At 67.5% G+C, this 24,140-nt stretch carries 21 protein-coding genes; 10 read left to right on the top strand and 11 right to left on the bottom strand.

What is annotated here, in order from left to right; genetic code table 11:
* Window positions 1-125: 125 nt before the first annotated feature.
* Window positions 126-3,050 (top strand): aminomethyl-transferring glycine dehydrogenase, encoded by a 2,925-nt coding sequence (gcvP, locus tag EF294_RS17135; protein WP_123932190.1) that lies wholly within the window; start codon window positions 126-128, stop codon window positions 3,048-3,050.
* Between the two features lie 46 nt (window positions 3,051-3,096).
* Here gcvP and EF294_RS17130 read toward each other — a convergent pair whose 3' ends face one another.
* The 9 genes from EF294_RS17130 to EF294_RS17090 all read right to left on the bottom strand — a co-directional run bounded on the left by EF294_RS17130 (window position 3,097) and on the right by EF294_RS17090 (window position 14,547).
* On the bottom strand, window positions 3,097-4,287 hold the full coding sequence (locus EF294_RS17130) for a hypothetical protein (protein WP_123932189.1): 1,191 nt from the start codon (window positions 4,285-4,287) through the stop codon (window positions 3,097-3,099).
* Window positions 4,288-4,368: 81 nt separating this feature from the next.
* Entirely contained in the window at window positions 4,369-6,558 is a 2,190-nt protein-coding gene (locus tag EF294_RS17125; RefSeq protein ID WP_123932188.1) for a malate synthase G, read from the bottom strand.
* Window positions 6,559-6,659: 101 nt separating this feature from the next.
* Window positions 6,660-7,601 (bottom strand): 3-methyladenine DNA glycosylase, encoded by a 942-nt coding sequence (locus EF294_RS17120; RefSeq protein ID WP_123932187.1) that lies wholly within the window; start codon window positions 7,599-7,601, stop codon window positions 6,660-6,662.
* Between the two features lies 1 nt (window position 7,602).
* Window positions 7,603-8,679, bottom strand: coding sequence for a hemolysin family protein (locus tag EF294_RS17115; protein WP_123932186.1), 1,077 nt, complete (start codon window positions 8,677-8,679; stop codon window positions 7,603-7,605).
* Entirely contained in the window at window positions 8,676-10,124 is a 1,449-nt protein-coding gene (locus tag EF294_RS17110; protein ID WP_123932185.1) for a hemolysin family protein, read from the bottom strand. Before EF294_RS17110 ends, EF294_RS17115 begins: the two co-directional genes overlap by 4 nt.
* A gap of 7 nt (window positions 10,125-10,131) precedes the next feature.
* Window positions 10,132-11,565 carry a GMP reductase gene (guaB1, locus tag EF294_RS17105; protein WP_123932184.1) on the bottom strand — a complete coding sequence of 478 codons (1,434 nt, stop codon included), beginning with the start codon at window positions 11,563-11,565 and terminating at the stop codon, window positions 10,132-10,134.
* A gap of 50 nt (window positions 11,566-11,615) precedes the next feature.
* Window positions 11,616-13,073, bottom strand: a complete 1,458-nt coding sequence (gene gndA, locus EF294_RS17100) for an NADP-dependent phosphogluconate dehydrogenase (protein ID WP_123932183.1) — start codon at window positions 13,071-13,073, stop codon at window positions 11,616-11,618.
* Window positions 13,074-13,147: 74 nt separating this feature from the next.
* Complete coding sequence (locus EF294_RS17095) at window positions 13,148-14,101, bottom strand: M56 family metallopeptidase (RefSeq protein WP_123932182.1); 954 nt, start codon at window positions 14,099-14,101, stop codon at window positions 13,148-13,150.
* Window positions 14,102-14,148: 47 nt separating this feature from the next.
* Complete coding sequence (locus EF294_RS17090) at window positions 14,149-14,547, bottom strand: BlaI/MecI/CopY family transcriptional regulator (RefSeq protein WP_123932181.1); 399 nt, start codon at window positions 14,545-14,547, stop codon at window positions 14,149-14,151.
* A 305-nt stretch (window positions 14,548-14,852) separates the two neighbouring features.
* Here EF294_RS17090 and EF294_RS17085 point away from each other — a divergent pair, with 305 nt between their 5' ends.
* The 8 genes from EF294_RS17085 (at window position 14,853) to EF294_RS17050 (ending at window position 21,205) form a co-directional block, all read left to right on the top strand.
* Window positions 14,853-15,287, top strand: coding sequence for a PaaI family thioesterase (locus EF294_RS17085; RefSeq protein WP_123932180.1), 435 nt, complete (start codon window positions 14,853-14,855; stop codon window positions 15,285-15,287).
* Entirely contained in the window at window positions 15,284-16,540 is a 1,257-nt protein-coding gene (locus EF294_RS17080; protein WP_123932179.1) for a DUF6986 family protein, read from the top strand. The genes EF294_RS17085 and EF294_RS17080 overlap by 4 nt, the downstream gene beginning before the upstream one ends.
* Before the next feature lie 143 nt (window positions 16,541-16,683).
* Window positions 16,684-16,986, top strand: a complete 303-nt coding sequence (locus EF294_RS17075; protein WP_123932178.1) for an urease subunit gamma — start codon at window positions 16,684-16,686, stop codon at window positions 16,984-16,986.
* Between the two features lie 17 nt (window positions 16,987-17,003).
* Window positions 17,004-17,333 (top strand): urease subunit beta, encoded by a 330-nt coding sequence (locus EF294_RS17070; RefSeq protein WP_123932177.1) that lies wholly within the window; start codon window positions 17,004-17,006, stop codon window positions 17,331-17,333.
* A gap of 1 nt (window position 17,334) precedes the next feature.
* Complete coding sequence (locus EF294_RS17065) at window positions 17,335-19,053, top strand: urease subunit alpha (RefSeq protein WP_123932176.1); 1,719 nt, start codon at window positions 17,335-17,337, stop codon at window positions 19,051-19,053.
* Between the two features lie 45 nt (window positions 19,054-19,098).
* Window positions 19,099-19,719, top strand: coding sequence for an urease accessory protein UreF (locus EF294_RS17060; RefSeq protein WP_185091138.1), 621 nt, complete (start codon window positions 19,099-19,101; stop codon window positions 19,717-19,719).
* Window positions 19,720-19,789: 70 nt separating this feature from the next.
* Complete coding sequence (ureG, locus tag EF294_RS17055; protein WP_123932174.1) at window positions 19,790-20,494, top strand: urease accessory protein UreG; 705 nt, start codon at window positions 19,790-19,792, stop codon at window positions 20,492-20,494.
* The gene (locus EF294_RS17050; protein WP_123932173.1) at window positions 20,495-21,205 is read left to right on the top strand and encodes an urease accessory protein UreD; all 711 of its coding nucleotides are present in this window, start codon (window positions 20,495-20,497) and stop codon (window positions 21,203-21,205) included. It begins immediately after the preceding gene.
* A 10-nt stretch (window positions 21,206-21,215) separates the two neighbouring features.
* Here EF294_RS17050 and EF294_RS17045 read toward each other — a convergent pair whose 3' ends face one another.
* Window positions 21,216-22,712, bottom strand: coding sequence for an NAD(P)/FAD-dependent oxidoreductase (locus EF294_RS17045; RefSeq protein ID WP_123932172.1), 1,497 nt, complete (start codon window positions 22,710-22,712; stop codon window positions 21,216-21,218).
* A gap of 191 nt (window positions 22,713-22,903) precedes the next feature.
* A complete protein-coding gene (locus EF294_RS17040) occupies window positions 22,904-23,479 on the bottom strand; it encodes a GNAT family N-acetyltransferase (RefSeq protein ID WP_123932171.1) in 576 nt (191 codons plus the stop codon).
* Window positions 23,480-23,655: 176 nt separating this feature from the next.
* Between EF294_RS17040 and EF294_RS17035 the strand changes: the two genes are divergently transcribed.
* On the top strand, window positions 23,656-24,138 hold the full coding sequence (locus EF294_RS17035) for an acyl-CoA thioesterase (RefSeq protein WP_123932170.1): 483 nt from the start codon (window positions 23,656-23,658) through the stop codon (window positions 24,136-24,138).
* Window positions 24,139-24,140: the final 2 nt, after the last annotated feature.

Below are 24,140 nucleotides of genomic sequence, written 5' to 3'. Positions count from 1 at the left end.
CCAGACGCGTCGGTGACGCCGCGTACGGCCGAATCTCTCAGGCGCCGGCCGGATCCGCGATCCGTGGCATGACAGAGGGGGAGGACCGAACGATCCGGTGCCCGGATCCCGTGAGAGGTCCCGTCATGACTCGTCTGTCCGAATCCCAGTTGCCGGTGGACTCCCGGTCGCCCGTACCTTCGACCTTCGTCGATCGTCACGTGGGCCCCGACGACACGGAGACCGCGCACATCCTGGCCACCATCGGTGTGTCGAGTCTGGACGACCTTGCTGCCCGCGTGGTGCCCGCGGTGATCGCCGATTCGCCCGAGGACAACGGCCTAGACGCCCTTCCTCCGCCGGTCACCGAACACCAGGTGCTTGCCACACTCGCCGAACTGGCCGCCCGCAACACGGTCTCGCGCTCGATGATCGGGCTCGGGTATTACGACACGCTCACCCCGCCGGTGATCCGCCGCAACGTGTTGGAGAACCCTGCCTGGTACACCGCGTACACGCCCTATCAGCCCGAGATCAGCCAGGGGCGCCTGGAGGCACTGCTCAACTTCCAGACGATGGTCTCCGACCTCACCGGCCTCGAGGTCGCGAATGCGTCGATGCTCGACGAGGCGACCGCGGCCGCGGAGGCGATGACGCTCATGCGCCGGGCGGGCACGTCGAAGTCGGCGCGGCTGGTCGTCGATGCCGATCTATACCCGCAGACCCGGGCGGTCATCGAGACCCGTGCCGAGCCGTTGGGTATTGAGGTCGTCGAGGCGGTACTGCATCCGGGGCTCCCCGGGTATGGTCTGCCCGTCGACGACTACTTTGGCGTCGTGCTGCAGGTGCCGGGTGCCTCCGGTCGGATCATCGACGCCACGCCGATCATCGAGGCCGCTCACGGGGCCGGGGCGCTCGTCGCGGTGGGTGCCGACCTGTTGGCACTGACCTTGATCACCCCGCCCGGTGAGCTGGGCGCCGACGTCGCCTTCGGTACCACCCAGCGGTTCGGTGTGCCGATGGGCTTCGGTGGCCCACATGCCGGATATCTCGCGGTGCGAACCCCCCACACCCGGCAGATGCCCGGACGACTCGTCGGAGTATCCAAGGACGCCGATGACAACCTCGCCTACCGGCTGTCGCTGCAGACGCGCGAACAACACATCCGCCGCGAGAAGGCAACCAGCAACATCTGCACCGCACAGGTCCTGCTTGCCATCGTCGCGGCGATGTACGCCGGATATCATGGTCCGGAAGGGCTGCGCGCGATCGCTATTGGTGTGCACGAGCGGGCTGCGCAGATTGCTGATGCGCTTGCTGCCGCCGGCTTCGCCATCGAGCACGCCACCTTCTTCGACACCGTGGCGGTCCGGATTCCCGGCGGTGCCGATCGTATCGTCGCCACGGCCCGACAGGCTGGCATAGCGCTGTGGCGCGCGGACGCCGACACCGTGCGCATCGCTTGCGACGAGACCACCACCGACGATGACGTACGCGCGGTGCTCGCGGTCTTCGATTCGGCTGGGGTGCGCCCGCGACAGTTCGCACAACCGATCGCGACACGCACGAGTGACTACCTCACGCACCCGGCATTCCAGCGCCACCGCACCGAGACGTCGATGCTGCGATATCTACGGGCCCTGTCCGACAAGGACATCGCGCTCGATCGCAGCATGATTCCGCTCGGCTCGTGCACGATGAAGCTCAACGCCACCGCGGAGATGGAACCCATCACCTGGCCGGGTTTCGCGGGACTGCACCCATTCGCCCCGGCCGAGGACAGCGCGGGCATCCGCGAGCTGATCGAGACCCTGGAATCGTGGCTGGTGGCCATCACCGGCTACGACCGCGTGAGCCTGCAACCCAACGCGGGTTCACAGGGGGAGTACGCGGGCCTGCTGGCGATCCGCGGCTACCACCACAGCCGCGGCGACACCGACCGCGACGTGTGTCTGATCCCGTCGAGTGCGCACGGGACGAATGCAGCCTCGGCGGTCATGGCCGGGATGCGGGTGGTCGTGGTGGCCTGCCGCACCAACGGTGACGTCGACGTCGAGGATCTGCGTGCCAAGATCGCCGAACACGGCACACGCCTGGCCGCGATCATGATCACCTATCCCTCCACTCACGGGGTGTTCGAACACGACATCGCCGATATCTGTGCGGCCGTCCACGACGCCGGCGGCCAGGTGTATGTTGACGGAGCGAACCTGAACGCGCTCGTCGGCGTCGCCCGTCCGGGTCGCTTCGGCGGCGACGTGAGTCATCTGAACCTGCACAAGACGTTCTGCATCCCGCACGGCGGCGGCGGACCGGGGGTGGGTCCGGTCGCGGTGCGCAGCCATCTCGCCGCGTTCCTCCCGGGCCACCCGCTCGCGCCGGAGCTACCGGACGGTCCGACGATCGCCGCCGCGCCCTACGGATCGGCGTCGATCCTGCCGATCACCTACGCCTATATCGCGATGATGGGCGCGGTCGGTCTACGTCGGGCGACGCTGACCGCCATCGCTTCGGCGAACTACATCGCGCGTCGTCTCGCCGATCACTATCCAGTGCTCTATACCGGCCATGAGGCCGGCGCCGGGGATACCGGTGAGGTTGGCGGCTGGGTGGCACATGAGGCGATCCTGGATCTGCGTCCGCTGACCAAGGCGACCGGTGTCACCGTCGACGATGTGGCAAAACGATTGGCCGACTACGGTTTCCATGCGCCGACGATGAGTTTCCCGGTGGCCGGGACGCTGATGGTCGAGCCGACCGAGAGTGAGAACCTCGACGAGCTCGATGCGTTCTGCGAGGCGATGATCGCGATCCGCGCTGAGATCGACGCCGTGGCCGCGGGCACGTGGCCCGCAGAGGACAACCCGCTGCGCGGAGCGCCGCATACCGCCGAGTGCCTCGTCGGCGGGTGGGACCATCCGTACTCTCGGGAGCTGGCCGTGTACCCGCAGGGACTGCCGTCTGCGGGCGGGCGGGCCAAGGTGTGGCCCGCGGTGCGGCGCATCGACGGGGCCTTCGGCGATCGCAACCTCGTGTGCAGTTGCCCGCCGGTAGCGGCATTCGCCGAGTGACACAGGTGCCCGGGTGACACACGTGGGGTGACGCCCGGGCGGCCGGTCAGCCCTCGCTGGCGCCGTACATGAGCTTGTTGATCGTGACGATGGCCTGATCCTCCGGATTGGGCATCGGATCGTCGGTCATCGGGAAGGCGACCGTCGCGGTCTTCGGCGGTAGGGGGGCGTCGCCGCGGAAGCCGAGGCCGGTCAGCGCCCGAAGGTGTTCGGGTTTCTCGGCGTAGCCGAGGAATTCGGAGATCGCGGCGCTGGCGAACTGCGGTACCTGATCACCCTTGAGGTGCAGGACGGGGAAGTCGGCGATGGGGGTCGGCCCGTTGGGGATCACCTCGGCGAGCCGGGGCTTGGCGTCTGCCTTGGTCAGCTGGTAGAGCCGTTGCTCGGTAATGGGTACGGCATGGATTGGGGCACTAGCAGGTTCCGCGGCGGTGGCAATGTCGGTCGCCGCTCCCGCCGGCGAGCCGTCGGGGGAGCGCGGAGCGGTCCGGGTGAGTGCGTCGATGCTGGAGGACACCCGCGTCGAGGCGGCGTCGGCAGCGGTCAGGGTGCCGACACTATGGGTCACACGCATCGCCACTGCCTGCGCGGCGAGGACACTCGGATCCGACTGCCCCTCGCGCGGCATCGACATACGCAACGACCCCCACCCGCGCAGCCCGAGGTCGTCGAGACTGTCGTCACGGCTCTGCAGCGTCGGGAGCTGTCCCCAGTCGAGTTTGCCGGTGAGCGTGGCGCCGAGTTCCGGAGCGGTTGCGAGCACCACCGGTGAGGTCACCAGTGAATCGGGATCGCCGGCGACCAGATCGGGTTTCGCGGTCGTGAGCTGGGCTGCCCAGACCGATGACTGGGGCACCCATGCGGCCGGATACGGTCCCATCGATGCGATGTCCCAGCTTCCGGTCAGCCCGTCGAGGGTGATTTTGGCGTCGCGGGCGGCGACCGCGATGCGGACACAGTGATCGCGCACCACCGGGTTGGTTGCCGAATAGGCCTGCGCGATCGACTCGAGTCCCGGCGCGATGTCGGGGTCGGCGAGGACGGTGACCGTGGCCGGACCGTCGACGCATTGTGCGGCCGCAGCGTCGGCCTCGCGGTCGACGCGATCACCGATACGGAACCACACCACCACACACGCGGCGATCAGGATCGCCGACAGCAGGACCGTGACCAGGCCGCGGCTCACCCCGCGATGCCGCAACCTGTTCTTGTCATCGTCGACGCGATGGTGTGCCACCCGTTGGTCCTCCGTTGTCCGACCGGCCCGGGCACACCCTATGGCATGTCAGGGCCGTCGGAAACCTCGCGCAGCGCCGAATCAGCCCTGAGCAGCCGCTTTGTACTCGCGTCGGCGGCGATGCAGGATCGGCTCGGTGTAGCCGCTGGGCTGGGTGGTGCCCGCCAGGATCAGCTCCTTGGCGGCCTGCCAAGCGATGTTGCTGTCGAAGTCCGGGGCCATCGGCCGGTAATCCGGGTCGCCCTCGTTCTGGCGGTCGACCACCGGGGCCATCCGCTTGAGCGCGTCGACCACGTCGTCGGCGGTCACGATGCCGTGCCGGATCCAGTTGGCCAGCAGCTGACTCGAGATGCGCAGCGTCGCACGGTCTTCCATCAGAGCGATGTCGTGGATGTCGGGGACCTTGGAGCACCCGACACCGTGGTCGATCCATCGCACCACGTAGCCGAGGATGGACTGACAGTTGTTGTCGAGCTCCTCGCGCTTCTCCTCGTCGGACCAATCGGTCTTCGGGGCGAGTGGGATGGTGAGGATGTCATCAACCGAGGCCGGATCCCGCTTGGCGATCTCGTCCTGGCGCTCGAAGACGTCGACGAGGTGGTAGTGCATCGCGTGCAGGGTCGCCGCCGTCGGTGAGGGCACCCACGCGGTGGTCGCGCCCGCCTTGGGCTGACCGATCTTCTGCTCGACCATGTCGGCCATCAGATCGGTCATCGCCCACATGCCCTTACCGATCTGCGCCTTGTGCTGCAGACCGGCGGCCAAACCGGTGTCGACGTTGAAGTCTTCGTAGGCGAGAATCCACTTCTGCTTCTTCATCTCGCCCTTGCGGATCATGGCGCCGGCCTCCATCGAGGTGTGGATCTCGTCGCCGGTGCGGTCGAGGAAGCCGGTGTTGATGAACACCACCCGCTTCTCGGCGGCCTTGATCGCGGCCTTGAGGTTCACCGTGGTACGACGCTCCTCGTCCATGATGCCGACCTTGAGGGTGTTCTCCGGCAGGCCGAGGACCTTCTCGACGCGGCCGAACAACTCGACGGTGAAGGCGACCTCGTCGGGGCCGTGCATCTTCGGCTTGACGATGTAGATGGACCCGGTGCGGGAATTCTGCACACCTGAGTGGGTGGACAGTCCGTGGATGCCGGCCAGCGAGGTGACCAGGGCGTCGAGGATGCCCTCGGGGACCTCGTTGCCGTCGGCGTCGAGGATCGCCGGGTTGGTCATCAGATGGCCGACGTTGCGGACGAACAGCAGCGAGCGGCCGTGCAGGTCGAAGCCGGTCCCGTCGGGTCCGGTGTACTCGCGGTTGGCATTGAGACGGCGGGTGAAGCTCTTGCCGCCCTTGGTCACCTCTTCGGCCAGGTCGCCCTTGTTCAGGCCGAGCCAGTTGCGGTAGCCGAGCACCTTGTCGTCGGCGTCGACCGCGGCGACGGAGTCCTCGAAGTCCATGATCGTGGTGATCGCCGACTCCATGACCACGTCCTTGATGCCCGCCGGGTCGGTGGAGCCGATGGGGGAGTCCGGGTCGATTTCGATGTCGAGGTAGAGGCCGTTGTGGCGCAACAGGATCGACGACGGCGAGGAGGCCTGTCCGCGATAGCCGGCAAACGCCGACGGGTCGGCGAGGGTGGCCGTCGATCCGTCGGCCAACGTCACCGACAGCGCGCCGTTGTCGACGGTGAACCCGGTCACGTCGGTGAAACTGCATTGTTCGAGGGGAACCGCCTTGTCCAGGAAGTCCTTTGCATATGCGATGACCTTGTCACCGCGAACCTTGTTGTAGGACTTACCCTTCTCCGCGCCGTCGGTCTCGCCGATGACGTCGGTGCCGTAGAGGGCGTCGTAGAGCGAACCCCAGCGGGCGTTGGAGGCGTTGAGCGCGAAGCGGGCGTTGAGGACCGGCACCACCAGCTGTGGGCCTGCGGTCTCGCTGATCTCGCGATCGACGCCGGTGGTGCTGATCTCGAAGTCGTCGGGCACCGGCACGAGGTAGCCGATCCCGGTGAGGAAATCCTTGTACGCACCGAGGGTGGCGGCGTCGGAGAAGTCGGCGCCCTGATGGTCGCGGTGCCAGGTGTCGATCTTGGCCTGCAGATCGTCGCGGACGCCGAGTAGCGCCTTGTTCTTCGGTGCGAGGTCGGCGACGATCTCGGCGGCTCCGGACCAGAAGGTGTTTGCGTCCACACCGGTGCCCGGCAACGCCTCATCGTTGACGAAGTCGTAGAGGACTCGAGAGACCTGCAAGCCGTTGACGGTGATCCGGTCAGACATGTGCGCCTTCCTTCGTGTGGTCCCCACTGCAGTCACACCACTCACGGCGCCGGCGCGCTCGGAAGGGGGGCGAAAGTCGTGGTTCTGCGGTGTGCGGCCACCTATGTTACTCGCCGGGAAACATCGGTGGCGGGCGCGGTCGGCTGTGCGCACGGCGGTTCGTCGACGCCGGGCAGCGCGTCGATGGCTGCGACGATCCGCGTCCGGACCGCAGCGGCGCGGCGGGTGAGCGCGGTTTGCTCGCGGACGTAGAGCGCGCGCCCGGCCGCGGTCTCCACCGCGATCGGCTCGTAACCCAGCGACCGCAGATCGTAGGGGCTCGCGCGCATGTCGATCTCCCGGGCGTCGCGGGCGAGCTCGAAGGCGTCGAGTGTCAGCGCCGAATCGAGCAGCGGGGACAGAGTGAAGCAGGTGCGATAGAGGTCCATCGACACGTGCAGACAGCCAGGTTGGTCGGTGGCGAGCCGGTCGTCGGGGCCCAAGGGGCGTTCGTTGCGGGGGCGGGCGGGGTCGGTGAAGAACCGGAACGCGTCGAAGTGGGTGCAGCGCAACGGCATGGCCTCGACCACCGCGTCGGTGCCCGCGGCGCCGAGTCGCAGGGGCGCCGAGTGCCGGGTGTCGGTGGTGCGGTACACCATTGCCCACTCGTGCAGTCCGAAGCACCCGAGGCGTGCGGGCCGGGCGGCGGTCACGGTGAGCAGGTGCCGTGCCCAGCGCACGGTATCGAGGCGGCGGCACAGGTAGGCCGGATCGACGGTGATGCCGGTGGCCGTGTGGTGATAGCCCCGCAACGTGGCGGTCTCCCGAGCCCAGGCCTGATCGCGGGCGGTGTCGTCGATGCGCAGGACGACCCCGTACCCGGGATGCCACCGTCGCACATGGGACGGACGTGACGAGTAGTAGGTGAACAGGAAGTCGAGCACCGGATGGCGGCCACCGCGCCGACGCTCGCGCAGGTACGGACCGATCAGCTCCTCAACCCGGTGCGCATGGGCGTCGCGCTGAGCGCGCCATTGTGCTGGAGCGAGGATCTCGCCGATCACGTCAAATCCGATTGGTCTCGTCGCGGACTGTCCCGACGAACGCCTCGACGAGGTCTGCCAGGGCGACGATCCCGACCGTTCGGCCGGTGTCGTCGACGACCGCACCCAAATGCGAGCTGGTCCGACGCAGGACTCCGGTGGCTTCGTCGAGGGGCGTGGCGGCGGCGATGACCGGCAGCGGGCGGACCTTGTCGACACCGATGACGGTGTCCGGGCCGATTCGTTCGTCGAGAATATCGTCGAGGATGTCCTTCAGATGCAGATAGCCGGTGTAGGTGCCGTCCCGGCCACGGACCGGGAATCGGGAGAACCCGGTGGCGCCTACCGCATGCTCCACCGCGCCGAGGGTGGGGCCGCTGCCGCCGGTCTGCGGGTCGCGCTCGACGTCAACGCTGCGCATCCGGTCCAGCGGTATCATCACCTCGGCCACGGTGCGGCTCATCGACCGCAGCGCACGGTCGAGTCGGTCGTGCTCCTCGGCGTCGATGAGTCCCTCTTCACGGGACTCGCCGAGCAACCGGGCGAGTTCGACCGGTGACACCGACGAATCCAGCTCGTCCTTGGGTTCCACCCGCATCGCACGCAACGTGATGTTCGCCAGCCAGTTGTAGATGCCGATGAACGGCCGCGCGATCTTGATGAACGCCAGATGCACGGGTACCAGCAGCATCGCCGCGGTTTCCGGTCCGGCCAGCGCGATGTTCTTGGGCACCATCTCGCCGAGCAGGATGTGCAACACCACCACCAGGGCGAGGGCGATCGCGAAGGCGAGTGGATGCACCACCTGCTCGGGGGTGTGTACCAGATCCAGGGGCCCCTCGATGAGATGCGCCACGGCGGGTTCGGCGACACGTCCGAGCAGGATTGAGCAGACGGTGATGCCCAGTTGCGCTCCGGCCAGCATCAAGGACAGGTGCTCTCCGGCCCGGATCACCGTGCGAGCCCGGGCCTTGCCGTCTTCGGCGAGTGCCTCGAGTCGGTCGCGTCGCGCGGAGATGAGCGAGAATTCCGCGCCGACGAAGAAGGCGTTGCCGGCCAGCAACACCACCGCCAGCACCACGGCGCCGATATCGTTCATCGGTCACCAGCCGTGTCGGAGTTCCACTGGAAACGTACCGACAGCGAGTCCGGGGTCAGATCGTCGGAGACCGGCTGCAGCGACACGACGTCGACCCGCCTGCCGTCCATCTCGGTCACCGTCGCGCGCCATCGTTGGTCGTTGGGCTCACCGTCGGCGTCGTCGGACTCGTCGTCATCATCGGGGTCGGGATCGATCGCCGAAGTGCGCAGCGGCAGCTCGACCGAGTCGCCGGCCTGCGGTATGCGTCCGAGAACGAACATCACCAGGCCGCCGAGGGTGTCGTAGGAGCCGTCCGGTGCCCGATATCCGGTGGCTTCGTAGAGCTCGTCGACCCGCAGCAGACCCGCGCAGAGATAACCCTCCCCGTCGGGCTGGACGTCAGGGTGTTCGTCGTCGTGCTCGTCGGTGACGTCGCCGAGGATCTCCTCGATGAGGTCCTCGGTGGTCACGATGCCCGCGGTCCCGCCGTACTCGTCGATGACCACGCACATCTCCATGCCGTCGGCGCGGATGCGCTCCATGAGCGCATCGCCGTCCAGCGTTACCGGCACCCGGCCAACGGGACGGGCCAGGGCGGCGACCGTTGTCGTCGACTGCTCGTCGGGGGCGACGGTGAAGGCCTGTTTGATGTGCACGACGCCGATCAGATCGTCGAGGTCGCCGTCGTCGACGACGGGAAAGCGGGAATGCCCGGTGGCCGAGCAGGCGATGACGAGGTCACGCACGCTGGCATCACGGTCGAGGCATTCCACCGTGACGCGCGGGGTCATCAGATCCTCGGCGGTGAGTTCGCCGAAGCGCAGTGAGCGGTTCACCAGTGTCGCGGTGTCCTCGTCGATGGAGCCTTGCCGCGCCGAGTTGCGCACCAGCGACGCCAACTCTTGCGGCGAACGCCCGGAGCGGAGCTCTTCTGCCGGCTCCATACCGAGGCGGCGGACCACCCAGTTGGCCGAGCCGTTGAGACCGTTGATGACGTTGCGGAACATCGCCGAGAAGATGGTCATCGGTCCGGCCGTCGCGCGGGCGACCGACAACGGGTGGGCGATCGCGAGATTCTTGGGCACCAGCTCGCCGAGCACCATCGACAACGACGTCGCGACGAGTAACGACAGTGCCAGGGAAATGCCCCCGGCCGCGCCGGAGCTGAGTCCCAGCGCGTGGAGTCCGGGTGCGATCAGTTGCGCCAGAACGGGTTCGGCGATGTATCCGGTAACCAGTGTGGTGATGGTGATGCCGAGTTGGGCGCCGGAAAGCTGGAACGACAGAGTACGGTGGGCCCGTTGCACCCTCCGTGCGCGGCGATCACCTCGGTGGGTGACGTCGGAGTCGATCGCTGAGCGCTCGAGTGCGGTGAGCGAGAATTCCGCGGCGACGAACAGGGCCGTTCCCAGGGTGAGCGCGATGAAGCCGAACAGGCCGGCGATGTAGAGGACGATCTGCACTGGGCGCTCACCACCCGCCTGGCAGCGGGCGTCCCTCGGCGAATCCGGCCGCCGACTGGACGCCGAGGATCACCCGGTCGTGCAGCTCGGTGAGGGTCCTTGCGCCGGTGTAGGTGGCGGCACTGCGCACCCCGGAACAGATGTGGTCGAGGAGGTCCTCGACGCTGGGCCGGTCGGGGTCGACGGGAATGCGCGACGAGGAGATGCCCTCTTCAAAGAGGCTCTTGCGGGCCCGGTCGTAGGCGTTGTCGTCGGCGGAGCGGGCCACCACCGCGCGCTTGGAGGCCATGCCGAAACTGACCTTGTACGCGCCACGTGCATCCTGGTGGAGATCGCCCGGCGATTCGTAGGTTCCGGCGAACCACGAGCCGATCATCACATTGGACGCCCCGGCGGCGACCGCGAGTGCGACGTCGCGCGGATGTCGCACCCCGCCGTCGGCCCAGACGTGCCCGCCGTACTCTCGGGCGGCGGCCGCGCAGTCGGCGACCGCGGAGAACTGCGGACGCCCGACGCCGGTCATCATCCGCGTCGTGCACATCGCACCCGGCCCCACACCGACCTTGACGATGTCGGCGCCCGCGGTGATCAGATCGATGGTGCCCTGCGCGGACACCACGTTGCCGGCGACGATCGGTACCCCGAGGCCGACCGCCGCGACCGCCGACACCGCGGCGATCATGCGTTCCTGATGGCCGTGGGCGGTGTCGATGACCAAAAGGTCGGCGCCCGCCTCGACCAGATCGGACGCCTTCGCTGCCACATCGCCGTTGATCCCGACCGCGGCGGCGATCCGCAACCGGCCGTCGGAATCGACGTTGGGGTGATACACACCGTGACGCAGCGCCCCGACGCGGGTGAGCACACCGGCCAGCGTGCCGTCGGAATGAGTCAGCACCGCGAGTTCCTGCCGAAGATCGGTGAGCGCGTCGAACACCTCTCGGGGCGGCGTGTGTACCGGCAGGGTGACGATCACCGGCGCCGCGACGTCGGAGACCCGGGTGAAGCGATCGACGTCGGTACACGCTGCCTCGGTCACCAGCCCCACCGGAACGTCGTCCTCGACGACCACCGCAGCCCCGTGCGCTCGCTTGTGCAGCAGCGATAACGCGTCGGACACCGAATCCCCGCGGGTCAACGTGACCGGGGTGTCGGCCACGAGGTCGCGCGCTTTCACCAAGGCGATCGACCGTGCGGCCGCCGCCAGCGGCAAATCCTGAGGCAACACCGCGAGCCCACCGCGACGCGCCAGCGTCTCGGCCATCCGCTTGCCTGAGACCGCGGTCATGTTGGCCGCCACCACCGGAATGGTCGTTCCCGACCCGTCGTGGGTGCCCAGGTCCACGTCGAACCGCGAGGTCACAGCCGAGCGGTTCGGCACGACGAACACGTCGTCGTAGGTCAGGTCATGGGTGAGGTGGTGTCCGGACAGGAATTGCATCGCTGCGCTCGACGTCCCTTTCTGTGCTGGGGTGTGACGGGTCGGTCGGGCTACTGCTCGACTTCGCTGCGGTCGCCGCTCCACAGGGTGTGGAAGGTGCCGGGCTTGTCGGTGCGCTGGTAGGTATGCGCGCCGAAGTAGTCGCGCAAGCCCTGGGTCAGCGCGGCGGGTAGGCGTTCGCTGCGCAGCGCGTCGTAGTAGGACAGTGACGAGGCGAACGCCGGGACCGGGACCCCGACGGTAGCTGCGGTGGCCACCACGCGGCGCCAGGCGTCGACACCGGATTCGACGGCTTCGCGGAAGTACGGAGCGAGTAGCAGGCTCGGCAGGTCCGGGTTCTCGGCGTAGGCCTCGCGGATGCGGTTGAGGAACTGCGCGCGGATGATGCATCCGCCGCGCCAGATGGTCGCCAGTGCGCCCGGATCGACGTTCCAGCCGTATTCCTTGCTGCCGGCCGCGATCTGGTCGAAGCCCTGAGCGTAGGCCACCACCTTGGAGGCGTAGAGCGCGGCGCGGATGTCGTCGGTGAAGGCCGCGGTGTCGGTGGGGGCGGCGCCGGGGGTGCCGCCGGCGAGTCCTTGTGCGGCGGCGCGCTGATCGGTGGCGCTCGACAAGGCGCGAGCGAACACGGCTTCGGCGATGCCGGTGGTCGGGATTCCGAGATCCAGCGCCGATTTGACCGTCCATCGACCGGTGCCCTTCTGCCCGGCGGCGTCGACGATGACGTCAACGAGTGGCGTGCCGGTGGCGGTGTCGACCTGGGCGAGTACCTGCGCGGTGATCTCGACGAGGTAGCTCTCGAGGTCGCCGGAGTTCCAGCCGTCAAAGACCTTGGCGATGTCGGCGACGGGCATGTCCAGGACTCGCCGCATCAGGTCGTAGGCCTCGCCGATGAGTTGCATGTCGGCGTACTCGATGCCGTTGTGCACCATCTTGACGAAGTGTCCGCTGCCGTCGGGGCCGATGTGGGTACAGCAGGGCTCGCCGTCGACGTGGGCGGAGATCGACTCCAGCAGCGGGCCGAGCGACTTGTAGGACTCGACCGGGCCTCCGGGCATGATCGACGGTCCGTTGAGCGCGCCCTCCTCGCCGCCGGAGATCCCGGCGCCGACGAAATGTAGTCCGCGTTCGGCCATCGCCTTCTCGCGGCGGATGGTGTCGGTATAGAGCGAGTTGCCGCCGTCGATGATGATGTCGCCGGTCTCCATCGCGTCGGCGAGTTCGTTGATGACCGCGTCGGTGGCGTCGCCGGCTTTGACCATGATCAGCACTCGTCGAGGCTTCTCGAGTGCGTCGATGAACTCGGCGACGCTCTCGGTGCGGATGAAGGCACCCTCGCTGCCGTGGTCACGGATCAGCGCGTCGGTCTTGGCGATGCTGCGGTTGTGCAGGGCGACGGTGTACCCGTGGCGGGCGAAGTTGCGGGCGATGTTCGAGCCCATCACGGCCAGGCCGGTGACACCGATCTGGGCCTTGGTGGCAGGAGAGGACGAGGCGGAGTTGGTCATGTCCCCAGCCTATGGGTAATCGGGTCCGTCGCGCGTTGTCGGGTGACCCTGCCCGCCGATACCGATGTCGTGGATTAGTGATGGGCCGTGAGCAGCCGGCTGATCTCGGTCAGCCAGGGAATTGCGACCGCGAGGGTGGGTACCACGAGAATCGCCACAGCGGTGGCGTAGGCGGCCAGCGCGAGCAGGGGGGTGGGCCGGTCGTGACAGAGACGGTTGACCCGGGTGAGGGTGGTGGGACCGCCGACGGCCATCGCTCCACGCGGGGCGACCGCGTCGGCGCAAGCGACAAGGGCACGACCGAGTGTGGTGGGAGCGGTGGCACGGACGGCCTGGTCGTCGGCGAGGGCCTCGACAAGCAGCTTCACCGCGTCGAGAGCCGAACTGCTGCGGACGAACCGTGGGAATGCCTCATGGAGTGCGATGAATGCCTCAAGGACCAGATCGTGCCGTGCGCGTAGGTGGGCGCGTTCGTGGGTGATCACCGCGATCAGCTCGTCGCGGGTCAGTCGGGACACCACGCCTTCGGAGAGCACGACACGTTGACGCAGGCCGGGCAGGCAATACGCGAGGGGTTCACTGACGTCGAGCATGCGGATGTCACGTGCGAACAGCGGATGGGTGTGGTCGGAGCGATCGCAGGCGTCGAGGATGTCGATCAGTTGGCGGTGATTGGCCCGGCGGGCTCGGGTGCGCACCCCGACGCGGACCACGGTGAACAACAACCGCGCGCCGATCAGCAGGGTGAGGGCGAAGACCGAGATGTAGATCGACCACAGCGGAATGCCGAGGCGTTCGATCTCGTGCAGCGGGTGGGTGGTCGGGGTGCCGTCGGCACCGGGGGCGAGGAGATTCGCTGCGATCGCGAGTCCGCAACTGAACGCCGAGAGCACTGCCGCCAGCGCGATCGCCTGCCACAGTGTCATGGCCGCGCGTGGCGCGCGAATCGGCCACGCGGCGCGGGACAGGGCCTCGGGAACGGGACCGACCAACAGCAACGTCAGGATGCCGAAAAGAAGAGCGGTCATCGTTGGCGGTCCTCGCGGTTGGGCTGTGCGGGCTGTTTCAGGTGAATCTAGCCGGTTCCACGCGGCGCACGGGCGGCTTCGAGCTCATCGAGTGCGTGGCGCAGGGCGGCGGCCTCGTCGGCGCCGACCCGACCGACGAACGAGACCAGCGCCGCGTGGCGGGAGCCTGGGGCGTCGGCTTCACTCAGGGCGTCGACCATCAGCGACGCGACTAGATCTTCACGCGGATGTGTCGGCACGTACTTGTGGGCTCGGTCCTCACGGATCTGGGTCACCAGATTTTTCTTGGCCAGGCGCTGTAGAACCGTCATCACCGTCGTGTAGGCCAGTGACCTGTTCGCCGAGAGCGACTCGTGGACCTGTCGGACCGTCTGTGGGGTGGGAGTGGCCCACAGCGTATCCATGACTGCCCGCTCAAGGTCTCCCAATCCGTTCATCTTCCGCATTTTACTGCTGATTCTCCTCGATGCCGTATCCGACTCGTTTGCGTGCGATTGTGTCGGCTGCGGTGTGTGTGGTTATGGCGTGTGAGCTGGATCTTCACCCAGTGGCACCCCACCGCGCTTGACAGCCGAATAAGGCTAGCCTACATTAATTAATCGTTGGACCGCGCGAGAGTCCTGAGGGCTGCAGAGACCCCCGGTCCACGCCGCGGTAGGTCCCACATCTCCAACGAGATGTGGGACCTACCGGTTCCTCAGGAAGGCTTTCGCCTTACCCCGATTCCCTCGGACATGACACTCTTGTCGTTATGACGAGCAACGAGGAGTACGTGAAGTCGACCGGGTGGCGCGGGTTCGACAGCGAGTTGGGCACGGTCATCGACTCGGTGACGATCGACGGGCTGATCGCCACTGTCGAACTCGGCCCCAAACATCATCAGCCCTTCGGGATTGTGCACGGCGGCGTGTACTGCGCCGTGGCCGAGAGCGCGGCCAGCATGAGCGGCTTCTACTGGTTGCAAGAGACCGGCATCGGGGGCACCGCGGTCGGCGTGAACAACAACACCGACTTCCTCCGCTCGATCAGTACGGGCACGATCACCGCACGTACCAGTCCCATTCACCGCGGGCGGCGACAGCAGCTGTGGGCGGTGGAGATCTTCGACAACCAGGACCGGATGGTCAGTCGCAGCCAGGTGCGGCTGCAGAACATCGAGGTCGGCGAAGGTACGTTGCCACGATGACCGAGCCCACGTCCGCAGCGCGCAGCATCAGCGACCATGCCCGCGCGCGGATCGAGGAATTACTGGCACCGGTGGACGACGATCTCGGTCGGTGGTTTCCCGGGGATCGTGCGGAACCCCAACCCGTGCACACCGTGTACGTCAGTGCCGCCGATGTCGACGTCGACACCCCCCGCCGGTGGGGAACCGCCGCGCTCGCGCTCGAGTCGAGCGCGCCGACGGTGGCCGATCTCGCCGGCGATGAGGTGCGCGAGATCGTGCGAACCCGTTTGGCCGTCAACCCGATCGAAGACCTGCGCATCGACCTCGAGGACGGCTACGGCTGGCGTGGTGACGAGCGCGAGGATGCCGACGCCCGTCGTGCCGGTCAGATACTGACCAGATGGGTGGCCGATCGTCCGCACGCTCCTCGGGCGGCGGGTGTGCGGGCCAAGGGGCTCGGTGCGTACGAGCGGGCCCGCGGCATTCGCACCCTCGAACTCGTTCTCGATGGGGCGGGGGGAGTGCCCTCGGGCTTCGTCGTCACTGTGCCCAAGCTGCGTGACGTCCGGCAGGTTGACGCGATCACGGTCCTCTGCGAGGAGTTCGAGCGCGCGCATGGACTCACCGAGGCATCGGTGCGGGTGGAGTTGCAGATCGAGATCCCGCAGGCCGTGCTCGGCCCGGACGGCCGCGCCACCCTGGCGCAGGCCATACACCGTGGTGGCCGGCGCATCTGGGGACTGCACTACGGCACCTACGACTACAGCGCTGCGTGTGGGATCGTCTCGGCGCAGCAGTCGCTCGAGCATCCCGTCGCCGACCATGCCAAGGCCGTCATGCAGGTGGCCGCCGCGCAGACCGGGGTGTGGATCAGCGACGGATCCACCCAGGTGATGCCCACCGGGGAGCCCGAACAGATCGACGCGGCACTGCGTCGCCATCACCGGCTGGTCACGCGGTCGTTGGAGCGCGGCTTCTATCAGGGCTGGGACATGCACCCGGGGCATCTCGTCACCCGCTGGCTGGCGGTCGTCGGCTTCTATCGGTCGGCGATGCCGGCCGCCGCGAGCCGATTGCAGGCCTATTTCGAGCGGCGCTCCGGCGATGTGGTCGACGAGCCGGCGACCGCGATGTCGCTGGCACTGGTGATCCGCCGCGGCCTGGCCGCCGCGGCGTTCACCGTCGACGAGGTGACCCGGACGGCGCCGTTGTGCACCCTGTCGCGGCTCGACGAATTGTTGGCGGGCGGCGGTGCCCTGACATCCGACTGACTCCTCGATGCGCTCACCGCGCCGAGCGATGCGAGAAGTGGCAGGATGACGGAGCCGGAGTGCACCGCAGGTGCCCCGGAGATGAATTCGGACCCGAGGGCGTCGAATTCCAGCAGGTACCGACACGGGGAAGGACGGAATCGGTGCGACTGTCGCCGCATGAGCAGGAGCGTCTGCTCATCTCCTACGCCGCCGAGCTGGCCCGCCGCAGGCAGGGCCGCGGACTCAGGCTCAATTATCCGGAGGCGGTCGCCGTCATCACCGATCACGTCCTCGAAGGTGCGCGAGATGGGCGGACTGTCGCCGAACTCATGGCGAGCGGCCGCGAGGTACTCACCCGCGACGACGTAATGGACGGGATTCCGGAGATGCTGCACGACGTGCAGGTCGAGGCGACTTTCCCGGACGGTACCAAGTTGGTCACCGTTCATCATCCGATCGGCTGAGGTAGGGGAGTTATCCAGTGGCGCAGCAGAAATCGACGATCGTGCCCGGTGAAGTGATCACCGCCGACGGCGACATCGAACTCAATGAGGGAGCCCCGGCGATCACCCTGACCGTTACCAATACCGGTGATCGCCCGGTGCAGGTCGGCAGTCACGTTCACTTCCCGCAGGCCAATCCGGCGCTCGACGTCGATCGCGATCAGGCGCGGGGACGACGCCTGGACATCCCCGCCGGCACCGCGGTGCGCTTCGAACCGGGAATCGAGATGACGGTGAGACTGGTACCGCTCGGCGGGACCCGTGAGGTGCACGGGATCTCGCTGGATGCGCCCGGAAAGGTGGGCTGAGATGGCGATCCTCGGACGTGACCGTTACGCGCAACTGTTCGGCCCCACCACCGGCGATCTGATCCGTCTGGCCGACACCGAACTGCTCATCGAGGTCACTGAGGACCGTTGCGGCGGTCCGGGTCTGGCCGGCGACGAAGCGGTGTTCGGTGGCGGCAAGGTCATCCGGGAATCGATGGGGCAGAGTCGCGCCACCCGCGCCGAGGGCGCGCCCGACACCGTCATCACCGGCGTGGTCGTGCTCGACCATTGGGGAATCATCAAGGCAGACATCGGAATCCGCGACGGCCGCATCGTCGCCATGGGCAAGGCCGGCAATCCTGACACGATGGACGGGGTGCATCCCGACCTGGTGATCGGGGCGTCGACGGAAATCATCGCAGGCAACGGCAAGATCCTGACAGCCGGGGCTATCGACTGCCACGTGCACTTCATCTGCCCGCAGATCATGGAGGAGGCGCTCGGAAACGGCATCACCACACTGATCGGCGGCGGCACCGGACCCGCGGAGGGCTCCAAGGCCACCACCGTCACGCCCGGCGCGTGGCATCTGGCGTCGATGCTCGCCGCCACCGATCACTGGCCCATGAACATCGCACTACTGGGCAAGGGCAACACCGTCAGCGCCGAGGCCATGCGCGAGCAGATCCGGGCCGGCGCATCGGGATTCAAGCTCCACGAGGACTGGGGCAGCACCCCGGCCGCGATCGACGCCTGCCTGCGCGTGGCCGACGAGACGGGGGTTCAGGTGGCGCTGCACTCGGACACTCTCAACGAGGCAGGCTTCGTCGAATCGACCCTTGGCGCCATCGCCGGACGCAGCATCCACGCCTATCACACCGAGGGCGCAGGCGGCGGGCACGCACCCGACATCATCACCGTCGCCGCGGCGGCCAACGTGCTGCCGAGTTCGACTAATCCGACCCGACCGCACACCGTCAACACTCTCGACGAACACCTCGACATGCTGATGGTCTGCCATCACCTCAATCCGACCGTGCCCGAGGATCTCGCGTTCGCCGAGAGCCGCATCCGACCGTCGACCATCGCTGCCGAAGACCTGCTGCACGACCTGGGCGCGATCTCCATGATCGGATCGGACGCGCAGGCGATGGGTCGTATCGGCGAGGTGGTGTTGCGGACGTGGCAGACCGCGCATGTGATGAAGCGCAAACGTGGGGCGCTCGAGGGCGACAGCCGCGCCGACAACAACCGCGCGCAGCGCTATATCGCCAAATACACGATCTGTCCGGCGGTCGCCCACGGTTTCGACGACGAGATCGGTTCGGTCGAGATCGGTAAGCTCGCCGACCTCGTGCTGTGGGATCCGGCATTCTTCGGTGTGAAGCCGGACCTGGTGATCAAAGGCGGTGCGATCGCCTGGGCGCAGATGGGAGATGCCAACGCCTCCATCCCGACTCCGCAGCCGGTCCTGCCCCGACCCATGTTCGGTGCTGCGGCGCCGACCGCCGCCGACACCTCGCTGAGCTTTGTCGCGCCGGGCTGCGACGAGGATCTGGCCGATCGCATCGGCATCCGTCGCCGGCTGGTACCGGTGAAGAACACCCGCGGCATTGGTAAGGCCGACATGCCTCGCAACGCCGCCACGCCCACCATCGAGGTCGACCCCGACACTTTCACGGTGCGCATCGACGGGGCGGTGTGGGATGCCGAGCCGGTACCCGAACTTCCGATGGCTCAACGGTACTTCCTGTTCTGAGCCGCCGTGACCGATCTCGCTGCACCCGCCACGTCGTCGTTGGCGATGATGCTGACCCTGGCCGATTCGCGCCTGCCGGTGGGCGGCCACGTCCACTCCGGTGGTGTCGAACAGGCGATCACCGACGGATTTGTGCGCGGGGTCGCCGACCTCGCCGCCTTCCTGCACCGACGACTCACCACCAGCGGGCTCGTCGCGGCATCGATCGCCGCCGCGGTGGCCGAGGGCACCCTCGACATACCGGCCGCCCAGATCGAAACCGATGCCCGCACCCCGTCGGCCGCCGCGCGCAAAGCGTCTCTCGCACAGGGGCGTGGCATGGTCCGGCTGGCCCGCCGCATGTTCCCGGCCACTGATTTCTCGGCGCACCTGCCTAGCACCCATCTGCCGGTCATCAGCGGCTCGGTCGGCGCGGCGTCGGGCCTGTCGGGCATGGAGACCGCGCTGGTGTGCGTCTACACGACCGTCAGCGGCACGGCGACGGCTGGGCAGCGGCTCCTGGCCCTCGACCCGGCCGATGTTGCGGTGATGATCGCCGACCTCGGTGCCGCGTGCGAAGCTGTGGCGGCGCAGGCCGCACTCGGACTCGCGGATCTATCCGACCCGATCCTCGACGTGCTCGCCGAGCGTCACGAGACCCGGCCCATGCCCCTGTTCATGAGTTGACCCCCACGGCCCACGAGCCCCATCGACCACCAGCGCCCGACCACGATCCGATCCCCCCCGAGAGGAATGCATGCCCCCGCACCTGATCGACGGCGAACCCCACGATCACGGCCACGACCGGCCCCGCCGCCATCGCGAGCCCGGAGAACCGTTGCGCGTCGGCATCGGCGGGCCGGTCGGCTCTGGCAAGACCGCGCTCGTCGCGGCCCTGTGCCGTCAACTGCGCGATGAACTGTCGGTCGCCGTGTTGACCAACGACATCTACACCACCGAGGACGCCGACTTCCTGCGCCGCAATGCCGTCCTTCCCGACGAACGGATCACCGCTGTGCAGACCGGTGGCTGCCCGCACACCGCGATCCGCGACGACATCACCGCCAACCTTGATGCGATCGACGACCTGATCGCGGCCAATCCTCCGCTGGATCTGATCCTCGTCGAGTCCGGTGGTGACAACCTCACCGCCACCTTTTCCACCGGACTGATCGACGTGCAGATCTTCGTCATCGATGTCGCCGGCGGCGACAAGGTTCCCCGCAAGGGCGGCCCCGGGGTGATCTGGTCGGACCTGCTCGTCATCAACAAGACCGATCTCGCGCCGCAGGTGGGTGCCGATCTGGAGGTCATGCGTCGCGACGCCGCCAAGGTACGGGAGGGTCGCCCGACCGCGATGATCTCACTCACCGACGATCCGGCCGCTACTGATGTGCTGGCCTGGGTGCGTGGTCATCTCACGGCCAACGCCCCGGTGGGTGGCGGGGTGGCCGGGCGGTAGATGCGCACCGAGGTCGAGATCGTCGTCGAGGCCGGTCGCTCGCCGCGTGTGCGTGCCACCGGCGGGCTGGCCGTTCGCCGGACCGGGACGACGCGTGCACACCTGATCGGGACCGCGGCGACACCGCTGGGCGGCGACCACATCGAGGTCCTCGTGCACCTCGCGGAGGCGACCTCACTCGACCTCCGATCGGTGGCCGCGATGATCGCCCTGCCCGCCGCGGATCGGGTGGATTCGACGTCGCGCTGGCGTATCGAGGTCGGCGCGGGCGCCCGCCTGCGCCTCGACCCGCAGCCGACCGTGGTGGCCGGGGGAGCGCACCACGATTCGGTGATCGAGGTGCACGCCGACGCCGACGCGACGATCGATCTGCACGAGTACATCCAGATCGGCCGGTCTGCCGTCGACCACCCCGACGATAATGCCGGACGGTGGCGCGGACGACTCCACGTCGACGTTGAGCGGCGTCCCATCCTTCGTCACGGACTGGAGCTGGGCGCCAGATCTTTTTGTGCTGCAGCGGGTTTCAACGCACTCGCCAGCGTGTTCCGGTATCCCGACGCGAGCCCCGCCCATGTCGACACCGACCATTTCGCCGCGCGGCTCGCCCTCGTCGGTGACGCATCGCTGACCACCGCACTGGGTCGAGGGGTCACTCGGGCGCGAGCTTATTGCGAGGCTCTCGACGTGGCAGCTTGCGCTCAGACCTAAAGCTCAGCCCCTAACCAGCCTCGGCGGCGGAGGCCTTGTCGGCGTCGGTCGTGGTGGACTCGGCGTCGCCGGTGGGCTCCTTCGCGGATTCGGTCGCCGCCGCGCTATCGTCGGCACCGGCCGCCTCGGCCTCCACCTCGGGTACCGACTTGTTCTCCAGTGCCGACAACGCGCCGATGGCCGTGCGCGCATACACCTGCTGTTCGGTCACCGCGAGCTGCGAGCGCCCGCGCGTGCTGAACGCGAAGAACCAGTTGAGGAGCGTGTTCAATCGGTTGCGGAAGCCGACGAGGTATACCAGGTGCAGCGCGAGCCAGCCGAGCCAGGCGAAGTATCCCTCGGTCTCGAACTTCTTCGTGGTACCCGGGATCGGTACCTGCATCACCGCGCTGAAACGCGAGATGGTCGCCATCGAGCCCTTGTCGTAGTAGCTGAACGGCTTGCGCTGATCCGGCGTCTGGCCCTTCTGCTCGGCCTTGATCGCATCGGCGGCATAGCGCCCGCCTTGGATTGCGCCCTGTGCCACGCCCGGTACGCCGTCGACGGCCATCATGTCACCGACGACGAAGACTTCCGGGTGACCGGGGATGGTCAGATCGGACAGCACCTTCACGCGCCCCGCCCGGTCGAGTTCGACACCCGACTGCTCGGCGAGTTGCTTGCCGAGCGGGCTGGCCTGCACACCCGCCGACCACACCTTGCACTGCGACTCGATTCGTCGGGTGCTGCCGTCCTTCTCCTTGACGACGAGGCCGTCGTAGTCGAGGTCGACGACCATCGCGCCGAGTTGGATCTCCACGCCCATCTTCTCCAGGCGTGCGGCGGCCTTGCGGCCGAGCTTCTCGCCGAACGGCGGCAATACCGCGGGAGCCGCGTCGAGCAAGATCACCCGGGCCTCGGTGGGATCGATGTTGCGGAAGGTCCCCTTGAGGGTCTTGTCGCTCATCTCCGCGATCTGACCGGCCAACTCGACCCCGGTGGGGCCGGCGCCGACGACAACGAAGGTCAACAGCTTGGCGCGCTCGGCCGGGTCGTCGGACAGCTCGGCCTGTTCGAAGGCGCCGAGGATACGCCCGCGCAACTCGAGGGCGTGGTCGATGGTCTTCATCCCCGGCGCGTACTCGGCGAAGTGGTCGTTACCGAAGTAGGACTGGTCGGCGCCCGCGGCGATGATGAGCTTGTCGTAGGGCGTTACCGTGACGCGCTCGAGTAGCCGGGAGGTCACCGTCCTGGCGGTCAGGTCGATCTGGAACACATCGCCCATCAGTACCGTGACGTTGCGCTGTTTGCGCAGTACCACGCGGGTGGCCGGGGCGATCTCACCCTCGGCGACGATACCGGTGGCCACCTGGTAGAGCATCGGCTGGAACAGGTGGTGGGTGGTTTTGCCGATGAGCGTGACGTCCACATCGGCCTTGCCGAGCCGTTGGGCGGCGAAGAGACCACCGAAGCCGGAGCCGATGATGACGACGTGAGGGCGTGCCGAAGTCGGGGTGGGGCTGCTCATCGGAAGAACGTCTCCTCATCGATCGTGGTCGACATACCCGCTGGTGGGCATGCATGTTCGATTGTGTCGGGCCGATCTAGGTGCGACCTGATCGCGCCGCACGCCCCTTCACGGTAGTCCTCGTAGCGCGATCGGTCGCGGTGAGGCATCCGAGTCCCGACATCATCGTCGTCGTTGCGGCGAGCGCCGGATCACGCGGTCAGATCGGTCGAGGCGCCCCAACCCTGGTGACGTCGTTGCCAGTCCTCACGGAACAGGTCGTATTCGACCTCGCCGAATCCGCCCGGCGCGTTCTCGTCGCCGACGTGAATGCCGCAGATTCGCATACCCAGCTTCTCCATGACACGACGTGAGGCCGCGTGCGTGGAGGTGGCGCTGGCGAACACCCGCTGCGCGTCGAGGTCGGCGAACGCCAGGTCGGTGACGATCTGCGCGGCCTCGGTGGCCAAGCCCCGGCCCCAATACTCACGCCGCAACCGATACGTCAGTTCCAGCTCCGGGCGGCGGGAGTGTCTTGGCGCCCGTAACGACACCCAGCCCAGGAACACCCCGTAGCGACGATCGATCACCGTCCACAGGCCACCGCGGCCGGTGCGCAACTCGGCCTGAGCGCGGGGCACGACCCACTCCTCGACGAGACTGCGGGGTGTGGCGATGCCGCCACTGACGAAAGCCATCACATGTGGATCGCTGTCGAGGCGCACGAGATCGTCGACATCGCAACGCTCGACCGGCCGCAACAACATCCGCGACGTCTCGACGATCACCCGGCCCCCAATGCCCCTTATGTCCGCATGCGCCCGGATACTCCTGCCACGTCCGGCCCGGCCCGCTCGGGAGTTGAGTGTACGGACAACGCCAGACACATGCCGCCATTTGTGCGCGTGTCCCGGCCACGGGTCGCCGAGTGTGACCGTCGGTACGTGGCGCTAGGCTCCCACTCGTGGACCCCGACAACCAGCCGATCGCACCGACAACTGACGCCGGGGTACCGCCGCCGAATGCGCCCGTGGAGGTCGAGCTCCAATTGCGTTGGGGCGATATGGATATCAACGCCCATATCAACAACGTGCAGTTTGCCCGGCTGTTCGAGGAAGGCCGGGTGCGCGCGTTTTCCCGATGGTTTCCTGATGGAGCCGAACGACTTCCGATCCTGGTGGTGCGTCAGGACGTGGAGTTCCGGGCGACCCTGGACTACAGCCTCGATCCCGTCGTCATGCGATTGGCGATCACGCGTCTGGGCACGAGTTCCTACACGATCGGCGCCACGCTGTCGGCCGCCGACGGCACCCTGAGTGCCCTCGCCCGTACCACCATGGTCGTCGTCGACCCGTCCACCGGCCGGCCGACCCCGATCCCGCCATCGGCCCGTAAGATCCTCGAATCCCACCGGGCGCAACTCCCGGAGCTGCGGCCGAGGGACTGACC

Origin of the sequence: Gordonia oryzae (assembly GCF_003797185.1) — a bacterium.
Taxonomy (GTDB): domain Bacteria; phylum Actinomycetota; class Actinomycetes; order Mycobacteriales; family Mycobacteriaceae; genus Gordonia; species Gordonia oryzae.
The sequence above is the reverse complement of the archived record's forward strand: the minus strand, read 5'-3'. Positions and strand labels throughout refer to the sequence as shown.